Here is a 19,516-nt window from a genome sequence, read left to right on the forward strand (position 1 = left end):
TGATCATGTTGCGAATGTCCTTGGGCCTCGCGCGTGCGCGAAGCATTGGCGGTAGTCCACACGGGCGGGACGGATCGCGCAAGTACCCGGCCGTCCGGACCGCCGAAACGGTGACGATCCTGGCGGTGCCGCCGCGACTCCGGCCAAGGAATCGCGACCCCGGGTGACGCACGCCACACCGTTATGCCCCGTTCACCCGTTTCGGATTCCTTCGAGCCTACGGGACTCGAACGGTTTTGCGTAAGGCGTCACCCCCCGGGCGTATCGTTGCGATTGGGGTGGGCTCGCCCCGGACCGGCCCCAACAGGGCTGTCCCCGCATCCCGGTTACCGATCGGTAAAGATGAAGTTTCCGTATCCGAGGTACACGATGGGGAACGGTGCCAAAGGCGCAGTTGTGCAGCCCCAACAGCCCCCAGAGAGCGAAGGAACAGCGTGGCTTCCGCATCCGATCGCAATCCGATCATCATTGGCGGCCTTCCCAGTCAGGTTCCCGACTTCGACCCCGAAGAGACCCAGGAGTGGCTCGACTCGCTGGACGCCGCGGTCGACGAGCGCGGCCGTGAGCGCGCGCGCTATCTGATGCTCCGGCTGATCGAGCGCGCCCGCGAGAAGCGCGTGGCCGTGCCCGAGATGCGCAGTACGGACTACGTCAACACGATCCCCACCAAGAGCGAGCCGTTCTTCCCCGGCAACGAGGAGATCGAGCGCAAGATCCTCAACGCCACCCGGTGGAACGCGGCGGTCATGGTCTCCCGGGCGCAGCGCCCCGGCATCGGGGTCGGCGGCCACATCGCCACCTTCGCCTCCTCCGCGTCGCTCTACGACGTGGGCTTCAACCACTTCTTCCGGGGCAAGGACGACGGGCGCGGCGGCGACCAGGTCTTCTTCCAGGGGCACGCCTCCCCCGGCATCTACGCCCGCGCCTACCTTCTCGACCGGCTCAGCGAGGCGCAGCTCGACGGGTTCCGGCAGGAGAAGTCGAAGTACCCCAACGGTCTCTCCTCGTACCCGCACCCGCGTTCCATGCCGGACTTCTGGGAGTTCCCGACCGTCTCCATGGGCCTCGGACCGCTCGGCGCGATCTTCCAGGCGCGGATGAACCGCTACATGGAGGCGCGCGGCATCGCGGACACCTCCGACTCGCACGTGTGGGCCTTCCTCGGGGACGGCGAGATGGACGAGCCGGAGTCGCTCGGCCAGCTCTCCATCGCCGCCCGGGAGAACCTGGACAACCTGACCTTCGTCGTCAACTGCAACCTCCAGCGGCTCGACGGTCCGGTGCGCGGCAACGGAAAGATCATCCAGGAGCTGGAGTCGGTCTTCCGGGGCGCCGGCTGGAACGTCATCAAGCTGGTCTGGGACCGCACCTGGGACCCGCTGCTCGCCCAGGACCGCGACGGCGTGCTGGTCAACCGGATGAACACGACACCGGACGGCCAGTTCCAGACGTACGCCACGGAGTCCGGCGCGTACATCCGCGAGCACTTCTTCGGCGACGACCACCGGCTGCGGGCGATGGTCGAGAACATGACCGACGACCAGATCCTGCACCTGGGGCGCGGCGGTCACGACCACCGCAAGATCTACGCGGCGTTCAAGGCGGCCAAGGAGCACAAGGGCCAGCCGACGGTGATCCTGGCCAAGACGATCAAGGGCTGGACGCTGGGTCCGAACTTCGAGGGTCGCAACGCCACGCACCAGATGAAGAAGCTGACGGTCGACGACCTCAAGCGCTTCCGCGACCGGCTGCATCTGCCGATCTCCGACAAGGAGCTGGAGTCCGGCCCGCCGCCGTACTACCACCCGGGCCGGGACACGGAGGAGATCCAGTACATGCACGACCGCCGCAAGCAGTGCGGCGGGTACGTGCCGACCCGGGTCGTCCGCGCCAAGCCGCTGCCGCTGCCCGACGACAAGACGTACGCGACCGTGAAGAAGGGCTCGGGCCAGCAGTCCATCGCGACGACCATGGCCTTTGTGCGGCTCCTGAAGGACCTCATGCGGGACAAGGAGCTCGGCAGGCGGTTCGTGCTGATCGCGCCGGACGAGTACCGCACGTTCGGCATGGACTCGTTCTTCCCGAGCGCGAAGATCTACAACCCGCTCGGCCAGCAGTACGAGTCGGTCGACCGTGAGCTGCTCCTCGCGTACAAGGAGTCGCCCACCGGGCAGATGCTGCACGACGGCATCTCGGAGGCCGGCTGCACGGCGTCGGCGATCGCGGCGGGCTCGGCCTACGCCACGCACGGCGAGCCGCTGATCCCGGTCTACGTCTTCTACTCGATGTTCGGTTTCCAGCGCACCGGTGACCAGTTCTGGCAGATGGCCGACCAGCTCGCGCGCGGTTTCGTCCTGGGCGCGACCGCCGGCCGTACGACCCTGACCGGCGAGGGGCTCCAGCACGCGGACGGCCACTCGCAGCTGCTCGCCTCGACCAACCCGGGGTGCGTCGCCTACGACCCGGCGTACGGGTACGAGATCGCGCACATCGTGCAGGACGGGCTGCGCCGGATGTACGGGGCGAGCGAGGAGCACCCGCACGGCGAGGACGTCTTCTACTACCTCACCGTCTACAACGAGCCGATCCAGCACCCGGCCGAGCCGGCGGACGTCGACGTCGAGGGCATCCTCAAGGGCGTGCACCGGATCGCGGCGGGCTCGGCGGGCGAGATCCCGGCGCAGATCATGGCGTCGGGTGTCGCGGTGCCGTGGGCACTGGAGGCCCAGCGGATCCTGGCCGAGGAGTGGAACGTACGGGCCGACGTGTGGTCGGCGACGTCCTGGAACGAGCTGCGGCGCGAGGCGGTGGCGGCCGAGGAGCACAACCTGCTGCATCCGGAGGAGGAGCAGCGGGTGCCGTGGGTGACGCGGAAGCTGAGCGGGGCTCAGGGCCCGTTCGTGGCCGTCTCCGACTGGATGCGGTCGGTGCCGGACCAGATCGCGCGCTGGGTGCCGGGGGCGTACGCGTCCCTGGGCGCGGACGGGTTCGGCTTCGCGGACACGCGGGGGGCGGCGCGCCGCTTCTTCCACATCGACGCGCAGTCCGTCGTCCTCGCGGTCCTGACGGAACTGTCGAAGCAGGGGCGCGTGGACCGCTCGGCGCTGAAGCAGGCGATCGACCGCTACCAGCTCCTCGATGCCTCCGCCGCCGACCCCGGCGTCGCGGGGGGCGACGCGTAGGCCGCCGCCGCGGGCGAAGGGGGTTCCCGCCGAACGCCCTTCGCCCGCGGCGGTGTCAACGCCGGCCCGCACCGCGCCCCGAAGGGGTGGTTTCGTCGGCTGCGGGCCGCATCGCCGGGCGGCGTCCGCGAACACTGGTGGGGACGGCGCGGGCCACCGGTGAAGAGGGGGACGGCATGGCGGACGGCACGGTTCTGGTGGCGGTGGCGGAGCATCCGGACGACGGGGGCGCCGCCGCCGGGCAGCTGACGCGCATCGCCGAGGACATCCGGGCCCGCGGCCTGGGGGTCCGCTGGGTGATGAGCGTCTCCGACGCCGAGGCGGTACTGAGGACGGAGGCCGGCGTGGCCGCCGCGATGGTCGCCTGGGACCTCCCGCCCGCAGCCGAGGACGGCCCGGGCGGCGCATCCGTGCTGCGCGGGATCGGGCGCCGTTTCCGGGACCTGCCGGTGTTCCTGGTCATGGCGGACGAGGGACTGCGCGAGCTGCCGCTGTGGGTGTCGCAGTCGGTGGTGGGCTACGTGTGGCCGCTGGAGGACACGCCGGCCTTCATCGCGGGACGCGTCACCACCGCCGCGCGCGCCTACCAGGACGCCTTGCTGCCGCCGTTCTTCAAGGCGCTGCGGCGCTTCGACGACGCGCACGAGTACTCGTGGCACACCCCGGCGCACTCCGGCGGTGTCGCCTTCCTCAAGTCGCCCGTGGGCAGGGCGTTCCACGACTACTTCGGGGAACGGCTGCTGCGCAGCGACCTGTCGATCTCGGTGGAGGAACTCGGCTCGCTGTTCGAGCACACCGGGCCGATCGGCGAGGCGGAGCGCAACGCCGCCCGGGTCTTCGGCTCCGAGCACAGCTATTTCGTCCTGCACGGCGACTCCACCTGCAACCGTCTGGTCGGCCACTTCAGCGTCACCCGCGACGAGATCGCCCTGGTGGACCGCAACTGCCACAAGTCCGTCCTGCACGGCCTGGTCGTCTCCGGCGCCCGGCCGGTGTACCTGGTCCCCACCCGCAACGGCTACGGCCTGGCCGGTCCGCTGCCGCCGGCCGAGATCGCGGCGGACTCGGTGGCGACGCGGATCGCGGACAACCCCCTCACCGAGGACGCGGTGTCCTCGCGCGCCCAGTACGCGGTGTTCACCAACTCGACGTACGACGGGCTGTGTTACGACGCGGCGACCGCGGCCCGGGCCTTCGCGGCCAGCACGCCCCGACTGCACTTCGACGAGGCGTGGTTCGCCTACGCCCGCTTCCACCCGCTCTACGCCGGGCGCTACGGCATGTCGGTGGACGAGGAGGTGTTCCCCGGCCCCGACCGGCCGACGGTCTTCGCGACCCAGTCCACCCACAAACTGCTGGCGGCGCTGTCGCAGGGCGCCATGGTGCACGTCCGGCCCGCGCCCCGGGCGCCGGTGGAGCACGAACGGTTCAACGAGGCGCTGATGATGCACGGCACGACGTCGCCGCTGTATCCGATGATCGCCTCACTGGACGTGGCCACGGCGATGATGGACGGTCCGCAGGGGCGGTGGCTGGTCGACGAGGCGGTGTCGGAGGCGGTCCGGTTCCGTCAGGAGATGGTGCGCATCGGGCGGCGGATCGAGGCCGCCGGGGACCGGCCGCCCTGGTTCTTCGGGGTGTGGCAGCCGGCCGAGGTGACCGATCCCGGGAGCGGGGCGCGGCTGCCGTTCGACGAGGCTCCGGCGGACCTGCTGTGCGGTGAACCCTCCTGCTGGCACCTCGCGCCCGACGCGGACTGGCACGGCTTCCCCGGCCTGACCGACGGCTACTGCATGCTCGACCCGATCAAAGTCACCCTGACCTGCCCGGGGCTCGACGCGACGGGTGCGATGTCCGACCGGGGCATCCCGGCCCGGGTGCTCACCGCCTACCTGACCACGCGCGGCATCGTCGTGGAGAAGACCGACACCTACACCACGCTGGTGCTGTTCTCCATGGGCATCACCAAGGGCAAGTGGGGCACGCTGCTGGACGCCCTGATGGACTTCAAGGAACTCTACGACGGCGACGCCCCGTTGGACCGGGTACTGCCCGCGCTGGTCGCGGAGCACCCGCGGCGCTACTCCGGGCGCAGCCTGCGCGACCTGTGCCAGGACATGCACGAACACCTGCGCGAGGCCCGGCTGGTCGACCTGCTCGACACGGCCTTCCAGCGCCTTCCGGAGCCGGTCGCCCCGCCCCAGTCGTGCTACCAGCACCTGATCCGCGGCGGCACGGAACGCATCCGTCTGGCGGACGCGGCGGGGCGGGTCGCCGCGGCGATGGTCACGGTCACGCCGCCCGGCATCCCGGTCCTCATGCCGGGCGAGAGCGTCGGGGAGGAGGACGGCCCCCTCCTGCGGTACCTCGGCGCCCTGGAGGCCTTCGACCGCCGTTTCCCCGGTTTCGGCAGCGAGACGCACGGGGTGACCCGCGCTCCCGACACCGGTGACTACCTGATCGAGTGCCTGCGTCCGGACGCACACGAGAGGCTCGCCGACGCCGTGACGCCGGCGCAGCGACGCGGCGGTGAGGGCGCCAGGCCGGTGGGGTGAGCCGCAAAGGCGCGGGCGGGCCCGGCCCCGGGCGCCCCGTTCGGAGGCACGGGCCCGGCCACCGCCCGGAAAGGCCCCGCCCGAAGAGCGCAGAGGCACGGGCAGGGCCCCCGGCGCGCCGTCGCCAGGGGCCCTCTTTTCTCTCGCCCGGGGGTCAGAACAGCCCGCCCCCCGGCCCCGCCGCTCCCGCGATCCAGATGATCGCGAGCAGCGTGTCAATCGCGCCCAGCACGAGGGCGACAAGTGCCGGCACCGGCCGGGACCCCGCCCAGCTGCGCCCCATGGCGAGCCAGCCGCAGATCATGGCCACCGGGCCGAGGACGATCCCCAGCACGAAGAATCCGGCGATCGCACAGATCAGTCCGACGATGCCGAGCGTCGCGCGATCCGGCCCGCTCCGGGACCCCATCCGGCCCCGTGAGCGAGGGTGCGTACGCGAACTGTGTCCGAAGCCCGCCATATCAACTCCCAGAACTAGTCCGTCAGTTCGGGCCTGACATGCGGGTACCCCCGATTCGGTGGACAATCCTCCGCCACGCCACGGGTTTCCGGCCCCGGCCGCGCCGTCCCCCTCCGACAGCGCGGCCGCGGACCGCAGCGCCCCCCGATCCACCGGCCACGCATAGGCCGTACGGAGGACTTGACCCACTGTGACGCGCGTCCCGCCCCACCGGCCAGGGAACGACACCTCCCTCACCCGGATAGGCGAACCGCGGCGGCGCGGCGCGGCGCCCGGCCGTACCCCCACGGCCGCCCACCGCACCGCACCACCACCCCACCGTCAGATGTGCGCGCCCCCCGCCCCCGCCTCCGCGTTGTCCCCCCGCTTCGTGAGGAACGCCACCAGCACCGCCACCGCCGCGACCCCTGCGGCGACCAGGCAGGCCAGGCTCATCCCGGAGATGAACGTGTCGTGCGCGACGTCGGTGATCTTCGCGGCGATCCCCGCCGGGGTGCCCGGCTGCACGGGCGCGATGCCCTGCTGCACGGCTCCCGACGCCTGGTCGAGCTGCTCGGGCGTGAGCGGCGGCAGCTTCGCGTCGGCCCAGTTGTCCGCGAACGTGTTGTCGACCTTGGAGGCCATCACGGCGCCCAGCACGGCGGTGCCGAGGCTGCCGCCGATCTGCATCGCGGCCTGCTGGAGCCCGCCGGCCACCCCGGACAGCTCCAGCGGGGCGTTGCCCACGATGACCTCGGTGGCGCCGACCATGACCGGCGCGAGCCCCAGGCCGAGCAGGGCGAACCACAGCGACATGACGGCGCTGCCGCTGTTCGCGTCGAGCCGCGACATGCCGAACATCGCGATCGCGGTGCACGCCATGCCGCCGGCCAGCGGGATGCGCGGACCGACCTTGGTGATCATCGCGCCGGCCAGCGGCGAGCCGACGATCATCATTCCGGTGAGCGGCAGCAGATGCGTACCGGCGTCGACCGGGCTCATGCCGTGCACGTTCTGCAGATAGAAGGTGACGAAGAACAGGCCGCCGAGGAACGCGATGGCCATGAGCACCATCAGCACCACGCCCGCCGACAGCGGCACCGAGCGGAACATCGCCAGCGGGATCAGCGGCTCCTGGACCTTGGTCTCCCAGAAGGCGAACAGGGCGAAGCCGAGCAGCGAGGCGGCGATGAACGTCCACGTCAGGCCGTCGCCCCAGCCCCAGGTGGGGGCCTTGATGAGCGCCCAGACCAGGCAGAACATCGCGGCGGACAGCAGGACGATGCCGAGGACGTCGAAGGAGCGCGGGGCGTTCTTCGCGCGGTGGTCGACGAGGATCAGCAGGCCGAGGACGAGCGCGACGGCGCCGACCGGCACGTTGATGAAGAAGACCGACTGCCAGCTGACGTGCTCGACCAGCACACCGCCGAGGATCGGGCCGCCCGCGGTGGAGGCGCCGATGACCATGCCCCAGATGCCGATGGCCATGTTCAGCTTCTCGGCCGGGAAGGTGGCGCGCAGCAGACCGAGCGCGGCCGGCATCAGCAGCGCGCCGAACAGGCCCTGGAAGACCCGGAAGACGATGACGAAGGCGATGCTGCTGGACAGTCCGATCGCGCCGGAGGCGGCGGCGAAGCCGACCACGCCGATCAGGAACGTCTGCCGGTGTCCGAACCGGTCGCCGAGCTTGCCCGCGGTGATCAGCGAGACCGCGAGGGCGAGGAAGTAGGCGTTGGTGATCCACTGGACGTCGGCCAGGCTGGCGTCGAGGTCCTTGGCGATCGCGGGGTTGGCGATGGCCACGATGGTGCCGTCGAGGGCGACCATCATCACGCCGATCGCGACGGATATCAGGGTGAGCCACGGGCGGCCGCGCAGGCCGGTGGTGGCGGGAGCGGAGTCGGACGGCGAGTCCGGGCCGTTGTCGCCGGGCCCCTTCGCGTCGACGGTGGACTGACTAGTCATGCCGTCGAGGCTAATGACAGCCACTGACAAACGACAAACCGATTCAGATGCCGGTAACTGACAATCCGGTGGCCGAAAGGTGTCGGCCCGGGCGCGACTACCCTGACCTGGGACGAAGAAAGGAACCACGACCGCCATGGACACGGCATCCCGGCCCGGGCTGCGCGAACGGAAGAAGCAGCGCACCCGCGACACGCTGCTGCGCCGGGGACTGGAACTGTTCACCACCCAGGGCTACGAGCACACGACCGTCGACGAGATCGCCGAGGCCGTCGACGTCTCCCAGCGCACCTTCTTCCGCTATTTCGCGGGCAAGGAGGACGTCGTCTTCTTCGTGCAGGACGTCGTCGAGTCGCACTTCGTCGCGGAGATCCGCCGGCGCCCGGCCGGGGAGCCGCCGCTGGAGGCGCTGCGGCAGGCGGTGCTGACCGGCTGGGACCGCATCGGGGAGGCGATCGAGGAGCTCGTCCCCGTCGGACTGCATCTGCGCACGTACCAGCTGATCGGGGAGACACCGGCGCTGCTCGCGATCCATCTGCGGCGGTCGGCGGAGTGGGAGGAGCAGATCGCGCGGATCATCGCCGCCCGCGAGGACATCGATCCGGACACCGACCCCCGTCCCCGGGTCGCGGTCGCGCTCTTCGGCGGTGTGATGAGGGTCACCGAACGGATGTGGTCCAGCGGCGGAGACATCAGCGTGGCGGCGATGCGGGAGCTGACCGTGCGCCACCTCGACGCGATCGGTCCGGCGCTCGCCCGCAGTTGGTGACGGGGGCGAAGGCATCCGCCTCCGGCCCTGCCACGGGGACTGACGGCCGGTCACCGAACGCGTGTATGCCACAGTTTTCGCACAGGAAACGTGAGACGCGTCACTAGGCCGACGTGAGACCGTCCCGTTCTCCTAGTGTGTCCTCCCAGTGACTTCCTTCGACACCTCCCCCCAACTCAACGTCTGGCGCGCGAGCCTCGCGCTGGCCGTGGTGTTCGTGATGCTGGCGACCACCGGCTGGACCGCGGTCCGCGGCCACCGCGGCACCACGGCACTGCAGTCCTCGCGCTCCGCCTGGGAGCACGGCCGCCTGGCCGGGCACCGGCTGCCGGACCCCGACGCGGCGCCCGCGCGGCTCGCCCGGTTCTTCGCCTCCCTCGACACCCTCCAGCGCTCCCGGCTCGTCCACCGCTATCCGCTCGCGGTGGGCAACATGAACGGGGCGCCGGCCGGGCTGCGGTACGAGGCCAACCGGATCGCGCTCGCCCGTCAGCGTGACCTCGAACGGAGACGGACGCACGACGTCCGGCTGTCGGCCGTCGGCCACCAGGAGGCGCGCCGCCTCATGCACCGGTTCGAGTCGCTGCTGCGGCCCGGCCGGCAGATCCTCGCGTTCGACCCCGCGGGCTCGGGCCGGATCGCGGAGGTCTTCGGCGACCTCGACCGCGCCGACCGGATCTCCCTCGTCGTCCCCGGCGTCGACACGGATCTGCTCACCTTCCAGCGCAGCGACCGTAGATACACCGCCCCCGTCGGCATGGCGAAGTCGCTGTACCGGGCGGAGCGCGCGGCGGACAGCGGGACGCGCACGGCGGTGATCGCCTGGGCCGACTACACCGCGCCCGCCGGACTCGGCGTCGAGGCGGCCACCGCGATGCGCGCCGCGGACGGCGCGGTCCGGCTCAACGCCCTGCTGCGCGCGCTGCCCGGCCGCGCCCCCGTCGCCCTGTACTGCCACAGCTACGGCTCGGTGGTGTGCGGGGTCGCCGCCCACCGGCTGCCCGCGCGGGTCTCGGACATCGCGGTGGCCGGCAGCCCCGGCATGCGCACCGGGACCGCCGCCGGGCTCGGCACCTCGGCCCGCGTCTGGGCGATGCGGGACGCCGACGACTGGATCCAGGACGTGCCGTACCTGGAGGTCGGCGGCCTCGGCCACGGCGCCGACCCGGTCTCCCGGGGCTTCGGCGCCCGGGTGCTCTCGGCACGGGACGCCAAGGGACACACCGGGTACTTCGTCCCGGGCACCGACAGCCTGCGGAACTTCGCCGGCATCGGCGTGGGGGCGTACGACACGGTGGCGTGCGCCCAGGACAACGACGGGTGCCGGGCGGGTCTGTCCGGCACGACGACGGCCGGACGCGCGTAGAGACGCAGGAATTGCGGTCCGCCCGGGGTGGCGACGGAGGGACACATGCCGCATACGATGAGCCGCATGGGTGACGTACTGGCCGGAGCTCACGCCACGTGGGAATTCGAGTCCGACTCCGTGCGCATCCGCTTCGAACGGGGGATCCGTACGCCGAAGCTGTTCCAGGCGCTCGGCGCGCGCGAGGTTCCCCTGGAAGCGATCGCGGGGGTGACGCTGGCACCGGGCCGGCGCGGCACGGTGGTGCTGCGCGTGGTGCCCAGGCCCGGGGCCGATCCACTGATGGACGCGGCCGCGGGCCAGCTCAAGGAGGGGTGCGACCCCTACCGCCTGGTGCTCCCCGCCGACCGCGAGACGCTCGCCGAGTACTACGCGGACGAGATACGGGCCCTGCTCCCGGACGACCCCGAGCAGCGCGCGGCACCCGCCGAGGCGTACCTCGTGGCGCCGCCGGAGGGGCCCCGGCAGTTCAAGGCGTACGACGGGAAGGCGTCGTTCGACGGGACGACGGTGTCGTTCCGCTGGTCCTGGACGGGCGCGTCCTCCGCGAAGTGGAAGGCGGGCGACCAGCGTTACCCGGTGGGCTCGCTGAGCGGGGTGGAGTGGCGCTCGCCGGAGGTGCTGGAGGGGCATCTGCGGCTGCTGCCGCGCGGGGAGGCCGGGCAGGCGGCGGCCGCGGCCCAGCCGGACCAGGACCCGGCGGCCGTCGTCTTCGGCCTGGGGTACGGCCCGGTGCACGAGTCGCTGCCGTTCGCGGCGGCGGTCCTGGCCGCGGTCCGCGCCACCGGCCCGGCGCCGGCCCTCACCACCGCTCCCCGCCGCGACCCGGCCGACATCGCCGACCGCATCCGCCACCTCGGCGAACTCCACGAGGCGGGCCTCGTGACGGACGAGGAATTCACGGCGAAGAAGACGGAGTTGCTGGCGGAGCTGTAGGGGGGCGCGCTCTCATGCGCCCCCGTCACCGGCTCGCTCGGCGTAGAACGCCAGCTTGTGGTCCAGGACAGCCAACGTGTCCCGGAGTTCCTCGATCCGCCTCAGCACATCCCTCCGCGTCGACTCCAGCAACCCGTGCCGCTCCCCGAACGTGTGGTCGCCCTCGCGCACGAGCTCGGCGTACCGCACCATGTCGGCCACCGGCATCCCCGTGAGCCGGAGCTTGCCGACGAAGGCGAGCCAGTCCAGGTCACGGTTGCTGTACCGGCGCTGCCCGGTGTGCGACCGGTCCACGTGCGGCATCAGCCCGATCCGCTCGTACCAGCGCAGGGTGTGCGCCGACAGCCCCGTGACGGCGACGACCTCGCTGATCGTGTACTGGTCCTGCCCGTCGGGCCGCCGGTGCGAGCGCGGCGGCGCGGCGCAGCCGTCGGCCTCGGGGCTGGTGGCAGGGGTGGTCTCCATCACCGTCATGACCTCCACGCTAGAACGTTGGAGTGCACTCCAGGCAAGTCGCCGCGGACGAGACGGACGACGGGTGCGACGGCCGGCACGGCGCCCGAAAACCCGGAGACGCGCCCCCGCCCGCCCGGCTACCGTGCGCCGCATGAGCCTCGTACGCCGTGCCGCACCCGAGGACGCGGAGGAAGTGCTGCGTCTGCGCCAGGTCATGCTCGACTCCGTGTTCCCCGCCGGTGGTGAGCAGCCCGCCACGGACTGGCACACCGAGTCCCTGCCGACCCTGCGCGCCCGTCTGGCCGACCCCGACGGCGGCCTCGCCGCGTTCGTCGTCGACCACCCGGATCCGCGGCGGCCGGGAATGCTGGCCGCCCTCGTCGTCGGAACGCTGGAGTACCGGATAGGCCGGGCGGGCAATCCGCACGGCCGGGTCGGGCACGTCTTCAGCGTGGCCACCGACCCCGGCGCGCGCCGGCGCGGATACGCGCGGGCGTGCATGGAGGCGCTCCTCGACTGGTTCCGGGAGCGGGGCGCCGTGCAGGTGGACCTGAACGCGTCGGCGGCGGCCGAGCCGCTGTACGCCTCCCTCGGTTTCGTCCGCAAGCCGGACCCGAGCATGCGCCTGCAGCTGTGAGCACTCGGCTTCTCGAGACGGCGGTCGGCCCCTCGGTACGCGCGCGGAGACGTCCCGCATAGTCTCGTAGGCATGTCTTCGCACAGCTCCCCGCACAGCTCTCTGCGCAGCCTGACGCTGATCGACAACTGGCCGGTGCCGACCGCGGCGGCGGCCGTCGTCCGCGCGGACGGCACCGTGCTCGGTACGCACGGCCCGGCCGGCCATCGCTTCCCGCTGGCTTCGGTGACCAAGCCGCTCGCGGCGTACGCGGTGCTCGTCGCGTACGAGGAGGGCGCGGTCGAGCTGGACGAACCGGCGGGCCCGCCCGGCGCGACCGTCCGCCACCTCCTCGCCCACACCTCGGGTCTGGCCTTCGACGAGTCGCGCGTCACGTCGGCCCCCGGGGAGCGCCGGCTGTACTCCAACGCGGGCTTCGAGGCGCTGGGCGACCACGTGGCGAAGGCGGCGGACATGCCGTTCGCGGAGTACGCGCGCCAGGCGGTCCTTGAACCGCTGGGCATGACGTCGACGACGCTGGCCGGCTCCCCCGCGAAGGACGGCGTCTCGACTGTCGCCGACCTGGTCCGCTTCGTGGCGGAGGTGCAATCGCCCCGGCTCCTGGACCCGCGCACGGTGGCGGAGGCGATGACGGTGCAGTACCCCGGCACGAAGGGGGTGCTGCCGGGGTACGGCCATCAGAACCCCAACGACTGGGGCCTGGGCTTCGAGATCCGCGACGGCAAGTCCCCGCACTGGACGGGGGCGTCCTCCTCGCCCCGTACGTTCGGCCACTTCGGCCAGTCGGGAACGTTCCTGTGGATCGACCCGGTGGCGGGCGCGGCGTGCGTGGCCCTGACGGACCGCGCGTTCGGCCCGTGGGCGAGCGAGGCGTGGCCGCCGTTCACGGAGGCGGTGCTGGAGGAACTGCGGGGCTGACGCCCCGGCCCGCCGTCGGCCGGTCAGTGCACGATCTTCAACCCGGCCACGCAGCCCACGATGCCGGCGAGGAGCAGCAGCTTGAGCGGGGTGGCGGACTCACCGCCGAAGACCATGGCGTACGTCGCGGTGAGCACCGCCCCGATCCCGACCCAGACCGCGTACCCGGTCCCCACGGGCACGGTCCGCAGCGCGTACGCGAGCCCGGTCATGCTCAGCCCGAGCCCCGCGAAGAAGAAGACGCTCGGCACCAGCCGGCTCAGCCCGTCGGACTTGTCCAGTGCGGTGGCCCACACGGCCTCCAGCACCCCGGACACCACGAGCACGACCCACGCCACGACGACCACACTCCTCGGCGTCGTCTTGTCCTGACTGGGTACGGCGCGTCTCGTCCAGGAGCCGATCGGGGCTCTGCGGCCCACTGTCGCACACCTCCGGCACCGATGAGACCGGCTTTCTCCGCTCACCGACTCCTCCGCCCGAACGGCCCGCGCGCTTGCCCTGAAGGCTCTTGCCCATGGTGCATCACCGCCTTGAATGGACAGGGAAAGCGCTTCGGCCAGGGAGGACACGATGGGCAGGCACCGGGAAGAGTTCCAGAAGAACCAGCCCCCCACGAGCCGGAAGAGCACGGTCGGGCACCCCGGCCCGAGACCGTCGAGGGACCAGAGCCAGGGCATGGCCGGATTGCAGGCAACCGCCGGAAACGGGGCGGTCGTCCAGATGCTCCGCCAAGCAGGCCACCGGCAGGGGACCGAGACCGGCGGGGGCGATCACCACAGCCGGGTGGGCCGTCCGGGCGGCCACGGTGACGTATCGGTGCAACGCCTTTCCGACTCCGAGCCCCAGAGCCCCGACGTCGACGCCCCGACGTCCAACCCGTTCGACGTCGCCGACTTCGGGACGGCTCTGGAGATGTCCATGGCGCAGGCCTACCTTCGACAGAACGTCCCGGAACTGGAGAACTGGGCGAACGATCCCGAGCAGTCCGACGCCTACCACTTCATGACGGGAACCGGGGAGAAGTGGCAGCAGTACATGACGAGCGGCGGCCCGGAGGGTCACGCTCTGATCGCGTCGATGTCCGACACCAACATGAAATCCATGCGACAGGAGTTGGAGCCCGACGCGGGGTGGGAGGACACGGTGAGAAGGCGGCTCGAGGCCGCCCTGGCAGAGCGCGAGCTGCATCACTACACGACCCGGAACCGAGCGGAGCTGGCCCTGAACCGAACGGATCACGGCACTCTCTCTTCACGGCGCAAGCAGTGGGACGAAAGCCCTGACATCTCGTCTGTCCACGACAATACGGAACCGTACGACGAAGAACAGCTCGCGAACGACGCATTCGTCTTCTTCTTCATCGCCAAAAAGGATGCCCCGTTCCGGCGAACGAGATTCTCCGAAGGGGACGCCAGCGGCCCGGCACGTATCGCCCTGCCGCTGGGCCGGGTCTCGCAGAGCGGCTGGATAATGATCAATGACTTCTACGACATGGAATACCCGACGCTTCGCTCCAGCCCGGAGGGAGAATTGCTCTCCTACCGACGGGACGACACCGATATGCAACAGTACAAGTCACCGGAAGCGAAGCTGCAGAAAGCCAGGATAGACATTGGGAGAATTTGGGAAGAATTTCCTCAGCTCAACGCTCTCGTACAGCAACTCGCCCACAGCCTCCATGCATCCTTCCGGTCGGACCCAGACTCCCTCAGCCCGACCGACATCCGACAGATCGTCAACCTCACAAGGCTACGCAAGAGGGTGCAGGAAAGCTTCACGGGCGCGGGGCTGGCCGATAGGTACAAGGAGCTGACCGACGAGGTCGTGACCCAGTTCGAGAAGAGCATAAAATTCAGCAACCAGGTGCGGCGCTTCGACGCATACGAGGGAGCGACTGGATACACGGAAGGTGGAGAACTGCGCTACATGAAGGGGGGCGCAGGCCATGTGGAATACGCGGATGCCGCGGCAGCCAATGAATTGAAGCGGTACTCGGAACATGTCAGCGGTAATATTCTGGCCGGCCCGCACATCATTCCGGGACTGGCGCTCCGCGGCGTGCTGGAGATCTCCCGCATTGAACGCCACGGCGGGAACGAGGCCCTGGTGAGGAGACTGAAGAACATGTCGGGCGACGAGTTGACCGACGTCCTGCTCAAGGACTTCGTACGCCCACAGGCGATGATGCCGTGGTCCGTGGCAATCACGAGGGGCGACGTGCAGTACCCGACACATTGACGAAGAGCCGCCAACACGGCGCGGCAGTCGCTGACAGTCACCAGGCGCGACGTCATGCGTGTTGAGATTCGGCGACGACCCCGACCCGTTCTCCACGGTGGCTTCACGGCCACCGCCAGGTGCACGGCCGTAAGGCAGTCCGTGCTCGGGCCACCCTCACCACTACCTGGCGTCGGCCACCCCCGCCGGCACCTACCGCACCACGTGCCGCGGATTGATTGGCGCGAATTGCGTTGCTATTGCAACGAGTCGGCTGGTAGAGATGAAGATCCGTTGTCAGTGGCACGGGGCACGCTGGAGAGCCACTGTGGAAACGTATCGGCACGGTCATGTACGGGGGTCGCTGTGACGGGCTGGGACATCACACCCAGCGGGGTGCAGTCCATTCTGTCGTTGGTGGGTCTCGCCGCCGACGACCTGAGCAAGGACATCAAGGGCTACGGCGAGAGCGTGGAGGACGCCGCCATGTTCGCGGGCACGATCAGCGGTCCGTACTGCGGCGCCGCGCCCGCCGGGCCGGTCGGAGCGGCGGTGGCGAACTTCGTCTCGGACACGCAGGGACGGATCAGGTTCATGGCGGCCCGCACCAAGAAGACGATGGACGGCACGGTGGAGGCCACCACCGCGTACCTCGAGGGCGATCTGGCCATGGCGGCCGACGCCCAGCGGGAGGCGGCCAAGGCACCCACGCCCGAGGAACTCCAGGCCGTGGGGCAGCGGGCGGGCGACAGGGGCGGGGAGTAGCCGGCGTGATCGAGCCCGGGGGAATACCGCAGTACACCGGCGACTTCGCCGAGCTGTCCAAGGCCGCGTCGGACCTGCGTACGCACGCGACCGGCATCCGCAACGGCGGCCAGGACGTCCACGCCCGCTTCCAGGCCACCGCCGCCTACTACAAGGCTCCGGAAGCCGAGCAACTCTTCTCCTCCACCCGGCCGGTGATGGACACGGCCGACGAGTTCGCGGCGGACATCGAGTCGCTCGCCGCCGCGCTGGACACGTTCGTGACGGAGGCCAAGCCGCACGCCGACCGGCTGGGACAACTCAAGTCGGACGCCATCGACTTCGTCGACAGTGTCGACGGCGACGACGACTGGACCGAGGACCAGGACAAGGTCGACAGGAACCAGGCGCTGCTGGACGGGGTGTCGGCGGCGGTGGTGGCGTTCCAGGAGGCCGAACGCAACGCGGCCAACACGATCGGCGCGATCAGCCCGGCCGTGTGCCGGCCCCTGTGGGTCCCGGACGACGGCAGCCACGGTCTCGGCATGTACGGCGTGGACGCCGAGGCGCTACAGGACGTGGAGGACCTGCCCTGGGGCAGCCCCGAGGACCGCACCTACGAGCGGTGGAGCCTGGGCTGGTGGGGCCATGGAACCAAGAGCTGGGTGTGGGACGGCATCGTCAAGGACAGCGTCTGGGGCGGCATCGACGGCCTCGGGACGCTCATCGGATACCACGGAGCCGAGGCACGTACCCAGGCGTGGGACGGCCTGCGGCGCACGCTCGTCGGAGCCTACGCGTACGGCATGGACTGGGCCGGCCAGGACGAGCACGTCTCCGACTGGCAGCACGAGAGCGAGGCGTACGCCAAGGAGTTCGGCAAGCAGTTCATCGCCTACGACACCTGGGAGGAGGACCCGGCCCGCGCCCACGCGGTGGTCTTCTTCAACCTCATCACGCTGGGGGCCGGGCCGGCCGCCGGTGTCGCGCGGTTCGGCAAGGGAGGTTCGCTGGCCAGGGCGGCCGGCACCATGGCGAAGATCGGGGACGCGCTGGACCCGATCTCCGGCAGCCTGAAGGCGGTGAAGGCGGTCTCGGCTCTCCCCCGGGTCTCGGACACCCTGGCCAACGTCAGCGCACATCTGCACCTGCCGAAGACCCGGTTCCCCGACGGCGCGCTCGACCTCAGCGACCGCTACCGGATCGACAAGGACGGCAACCTCATCGCCCTCGACCCCGACGGCACCCCGAACACGAACCCGGTCCGGCACGAGCCGGGGGCGGCGGAGCGGGTGGGCGGAGGCGTGCCGGGGGACCGCGAAGCGGTGGGCGTGGGAGGGCGTGCGGGTGAGGCAACCGCGCAGGTGGGTGGACACCTCCCTACGCATGGTGAGCACGGCGGCGCGGGAGCGGGAGGCAATACGGCCGATCCCCCGCACGGTGGGCATGGCGATGCGGACCACGGCGGCTCGCACGACCGCCCGCACGACGGAGCGTCGGGAGGTACGGAGGCGGAGCACAGTTTCGGCGGCTCTGGAGACGAACCGGGCGTGCAAAGCCCCGCGGGTCCTGAAACGTCCTCGCCCGGCAGCGCAGGGCATCCTCTGGCTCGCGGCGGTGAGGAGGAAGCGGCGATCCGCGCCGCGGTCAAGGAAATTCCGGGCCGGCAGCGGCCCAAGCCCGACGTCCTGGAGAGGGTGCTGAACCGTCTTGCTTCAGAACCGGACGGGAAACGAATCGCTGACATCATCACTTCCGGACACTTCAACCAGAGCGACGAGTACGGCCAGGTGGTTTCAGCCATGGGGGCGAAGAAGGAACACATGTTCCAACCCGCAGCCGACCAGTTGATCTTTGCGGACGAATTGGTGAGAAGTGGAGTACCCGCCCACACCATTGACTTCGAGCAGAAATACCCGGTCGGCGCCGACATGGACATCCGCGTCAAGGATGAGTCCGGCGAAGTGTACGCATACCAAATGAAGCACTTGAACAATCCCCAGAACGCCGTCAGCGAAATCACCCGCGGCAAGTACCTTCTCCAGCTGGCCAGCTCCGAAGCGGACCATACCGTGATGCTCGTGGACGGCGCTCGTGGAACTGTCGCGGATTGGATGTCGAACGGTTCTTACGATGAGCTCATGGCCATCAATTCCGGCGCTCGAGGAAGAAAAGGGATGGGCATCACGTTCGTCGTACGTCTTGAGGACGGAAACCTCGTCATCCCGCCGGGCAGCAAGACAGACCCCAAGGACATGCTGTGATCACCTCCACCCCTGTCGGCGACTGGACATGGGAAATCCCGGCGGAAGACGCCGGCATCCGGCCCGCTGCTGCCGCCCGGACGGCAGTCGCGGTCTGGAACGAGTTGACGGAACGGCGACTGGCCGCGCCCGGGAGCAGGGCAGGCCTTCTGGTGCGGGCCGGGAGCAAACTACGCGACGTTCTCCTGGAAAGGCACGGGTTGCGGCTGACGACAGATCCGCTGGCCCCTGGATCCGCCTTCGCGCAGGCGGCGGCCCAGGCCGATGAACTCGACGGGGACTTCGTTCTCACCATCCGGATCGACTGCCCGGGTTGGTGGTTCGAGCCGGGATCCGAGTACCGAGCGGAGAAGCTGTTCAGCATCCACCTGGAGGTCTGGGACGGTCGGCTGCTCGTCGTGACGCTGGAGACCTATTCCGACGCCTGGCTGACCATGGACACGCGCGACCGGGAGCAGCCCGAGGTGTACGCGGCGAATGCGCCCCGCCTCGCCGCCGCGCTGGAGGGCATCTCGGCGTTGCTGGGCAGCCCGCCGACACCCGGCGACGAGAACCGTCACGCCGCTCCGAGCCCGACCGGATTCGAAGATCCACGCAGCGAGGGCCCGGCGTACGTCGACTCCTGGGGAACCTTCGAAGGGCTGGACCGGGCAAGCCGCCTCACTTCCCTGGTTCCCCGCTCCGACGACGAGTACGAATGGACCACGGAGCATCCGGTGCGGTATTTCACCGTTCAGCGGGAGGGGAGAACGCTCGGCTTCGTCTGGGCATCCGTCGGTGACGCCGCCGCCGGTTACGCGCCCCGGACGGCAGCCGGTGACGAGGCGTTCGACGCGGGCGCGCATTGGCTGCTGCGGCTTCGCGAGGCTCACCGTCAAGGACTGCCCCCTCTGGCGGCACTCGACTGGCTGACCCGAAATTCGCCGCAGCCGGAGGCCGGTCATCTCCTTGAGGACTCGGCCCGGGAGATCGCGTCACTGGACGCCCTGGAAGAACTGTCGGGGAAATGCTGAGGCGGCAGACCCTTCTTCTCGTGGCCGCTGAAAGTACGTGGCAGTCGAAGGG

15 protein-coding genes and 1 riboswitch are annotated in these 19,516 nt (G+C 70.3%); of the genes, 11 read left to right on the forward strand and 4 right to left on the reverse strand.

Annotated features, from left to right (window positions below; genetic code table 11):
• Positions 1–434 precede the first annotated feature (434 nt).
• On the forward strand, positions 435–3,182 hold the full coding sequence (gene aceE / locus OIE12_RS09965) for a pyruvate dehydrogenase (acetyl-transferring), homodimeric type (RefSeq protein ID WP_329133869.1): 2,748 nt from the start codon (positions 435–437) through the stop codon (positions 3,180–3,182).
• 176 nt (positions 3,183–3,358) lie between these two features.
• The gene (locus OIE12_RS09970; RefSeq protein WP_329133871.1) at positions 3,359–5,737 is read left to right on the forward strand and encodes an Orn/Lys/Arg decarboxylase N-terminal domain-containing protein; all 2,379 of its coding nucleotides are present in this window, start codon (positions 3,359–3,361) and stop codon (positions 5,735–5,737) included.
• Between the two features lie 154 nt (positions 5,738–5,891).
• On the opposite strand, the gene OIE12_RS09975 is transcribed toward OIE12_RS09970, so the two are convergent.
• On the reverse strand, positions 5,892–6,197 hold the full coding sequence (locus tag OIE12_RS09975) for a small hydrophobic protein (protein ID WP_329133873.1): 306 nt from the start codon (positions 6,195–6,197) through the stop codon (positions 5,892–5,894).
• A gap of 321 nt (positions 6,198–6,518) precedes the next feature.
• Positions 6,519–8,141, reverse strand: coding sequence for an MFS transporter (locus OIE12_RS09980; RefSeq protein ID WP_329133874.1), 1,623 nt, complete (start codon positions 8,139–8,141; stop codon positions 6,519–6,521).
• Positions 8,142–8,277: 136 nt separating this feature from the next.
• On the opposite strand from OIE12_RS09980, the gene OIE12_RS09985 reads away from it, so the two are divergent.
• The 3 genes from OIE12_RS09985 (at position 8,278) to OIE12_RS09995 (ending at position 11,212) form a co-directional block, all read left to right on the forward strand.
• Entirely contained in the window at positions 8,278–8,910 is a 633-nt protein-coding gene (locus tag OIE12_RS09985; RefSeq protein ID WP_329133876.1) for a TetR family transcriptional regulator, read from the forward strand.
• 148 nt (positions 8,911–9,058) lie between these two features.
• Entirely contained in the window at positions 9,059–10,276 is a 1,218-nt protein-coding gene (locus OIE12_RS09990; protein WP_329133878.1) for an alpha/beta hydrolase, read from the forward strand.
• Positions 10,277–10,342: 66 nt separating this feature from the next.
• Positions 10,343–11,212, forward strand: a complete 870-nt coding sequence (locus OIE12_RS09995) for a DUF4429 domain-containing protein (protein WP_329133880.1) — start codon at positions 10,343–10,345, stop codon at positions 11,210–11,212.
• A gap of 12 nt (positions 11,213–11,224) precedes the next feature.
• On the opposite strand, the gene OIE12_RS10000 is transcribed toward OIE12_RS09995, so the two are convergent.
• Positions 11,225–11,686, reverse strand: a complete 462-nt coding sequence (locus OIE12_RS10000) for a MerR family transcriptional regulator (RefSeq protein ID WP_329133882.1) — start codon at positions 11,684–11,686, stop codon at positions 11,225–11,227.
• A 133-nt stretch (positions 11,687–11,819) separates the two neighbouring features.
• On the opposite strand from OIE12_RS10000, the gene OIE12_RS10005 reads away from it, so the two are divergent.
• Positions 11,820–12,305 carry a GNAT family N-acetyltransferase gene (locus OIE12_RS10005; RefSeq protein WP_329133884.1) on the forward strand — a complete coding sequence of 162 codons (486 nt, stop codon included), beginning with the start codon at positions 11,820–11,822 and terminating at the stop codon, positions 12,303–12,305.
• A 72-nt stretch (positions 12,306–12,377) separates the two neighbouring features.
• A complete protein-coding gene (locus OIE12_RS10010) occupies positions 12,378–13,223 on the forward strand; it encodes a serine hydrolase domain-containing protein (RefSeq protein WP_329133886.1) in 846 nt (281 codons plus the stop codon).
• A 23-nt stretch (positions 13,224–13,246) separates the two neighbouring features.
• On the opposite strand, the gene OIE12_RS10015 is transcribed toward OIE12_RS10010, so the two are convergent.
• The gene (locus tag OIE12_RS10015) at positions 13,247–13,561 is read right to left on the reverse strand and encodes a DMT family transporter (protein WP_030382907.1); all 315 of its coding nucleotides are present in this window, start codon (positions 13,559–13,561) and stop codon (positions 13,247–13,249) included.
• A 14-nt stretch (positions 13,562–13,575) separates the two neighbouring features.
• Positions 13,576–13,638, reverse strand: a riboswitch (guanidine-III (ykkC-III) riboswitch).
• Positions 13,639–13,760: 122 nt separating this feature from the next.
• On the opposite strand from OIE12_RS10015, the gene OIE12_RS10020 reads away from it, so the two are divergent.
• The 4 genes from OIE12_RS10020 (at position 13,761) to OIE12_RS10035 (ending at position 19,464) form a co-directional block, all read left to right on the forward strand.
• The gene (locus tag OIE12_RS10020) at positions 13,761–15,464 is read left to right on the forward strand and encodes a hypothetical protein (RefSeq protein WP_329133890.1); all 1,704 of its coding nucleotides are present in this window, start codon (positions 13,761–13,763) and stop codon (positions 15,462–15,464) included.
• Positions 15,465–15,809: 345 nt separating this feature from the next.
• Positions 15,810–16,208, forward strand: coding sequence for a DUF6507 family protein (locus OIE12_RS10025; protein WP_329133891.1), 399 nt, complete (start codon positions 15,810–15,812; stop codon positions 16,206–16,208).
• A gap of 5 nt (positions 16,209–16,213) precedes the next feature.
• Entirely contained in the window at positions 16,214–18,451 is a 2,238-nt protein-coding gene (locus OIE12_RS10030) for a hypothetical protein (protein WP_329133893.1), read from the forward strand.
• Positions 18,448–19,464 carry a hypothetical protein gene (locus OIE12_RS10035; protein WP_329133895.1) on the forward strand — a complete coding sequence of 339 codons (1,017 nt, stop codon included), beginning with the start codon at positions 18,448–18,450 and terminating at the stop codon, positions 19,462–19,464. Before OIE12_RS10030 ends, OIE12_RS10035 begins: the two co-directional genes overlap by 4 nt.
• Positions 19,465–19,516: the final 52 nt, after the last annotated feature.

This window comes from Streptomyces sp. NBC_00670 (genome assembly GCF_036226765.1).
In the GTDB taxonomy this organism is placed as follows: Bacteria; Actinomycetota; Actinomycetes; order Streptomycetales; family Streptomycetaceae; genus Streptomyces.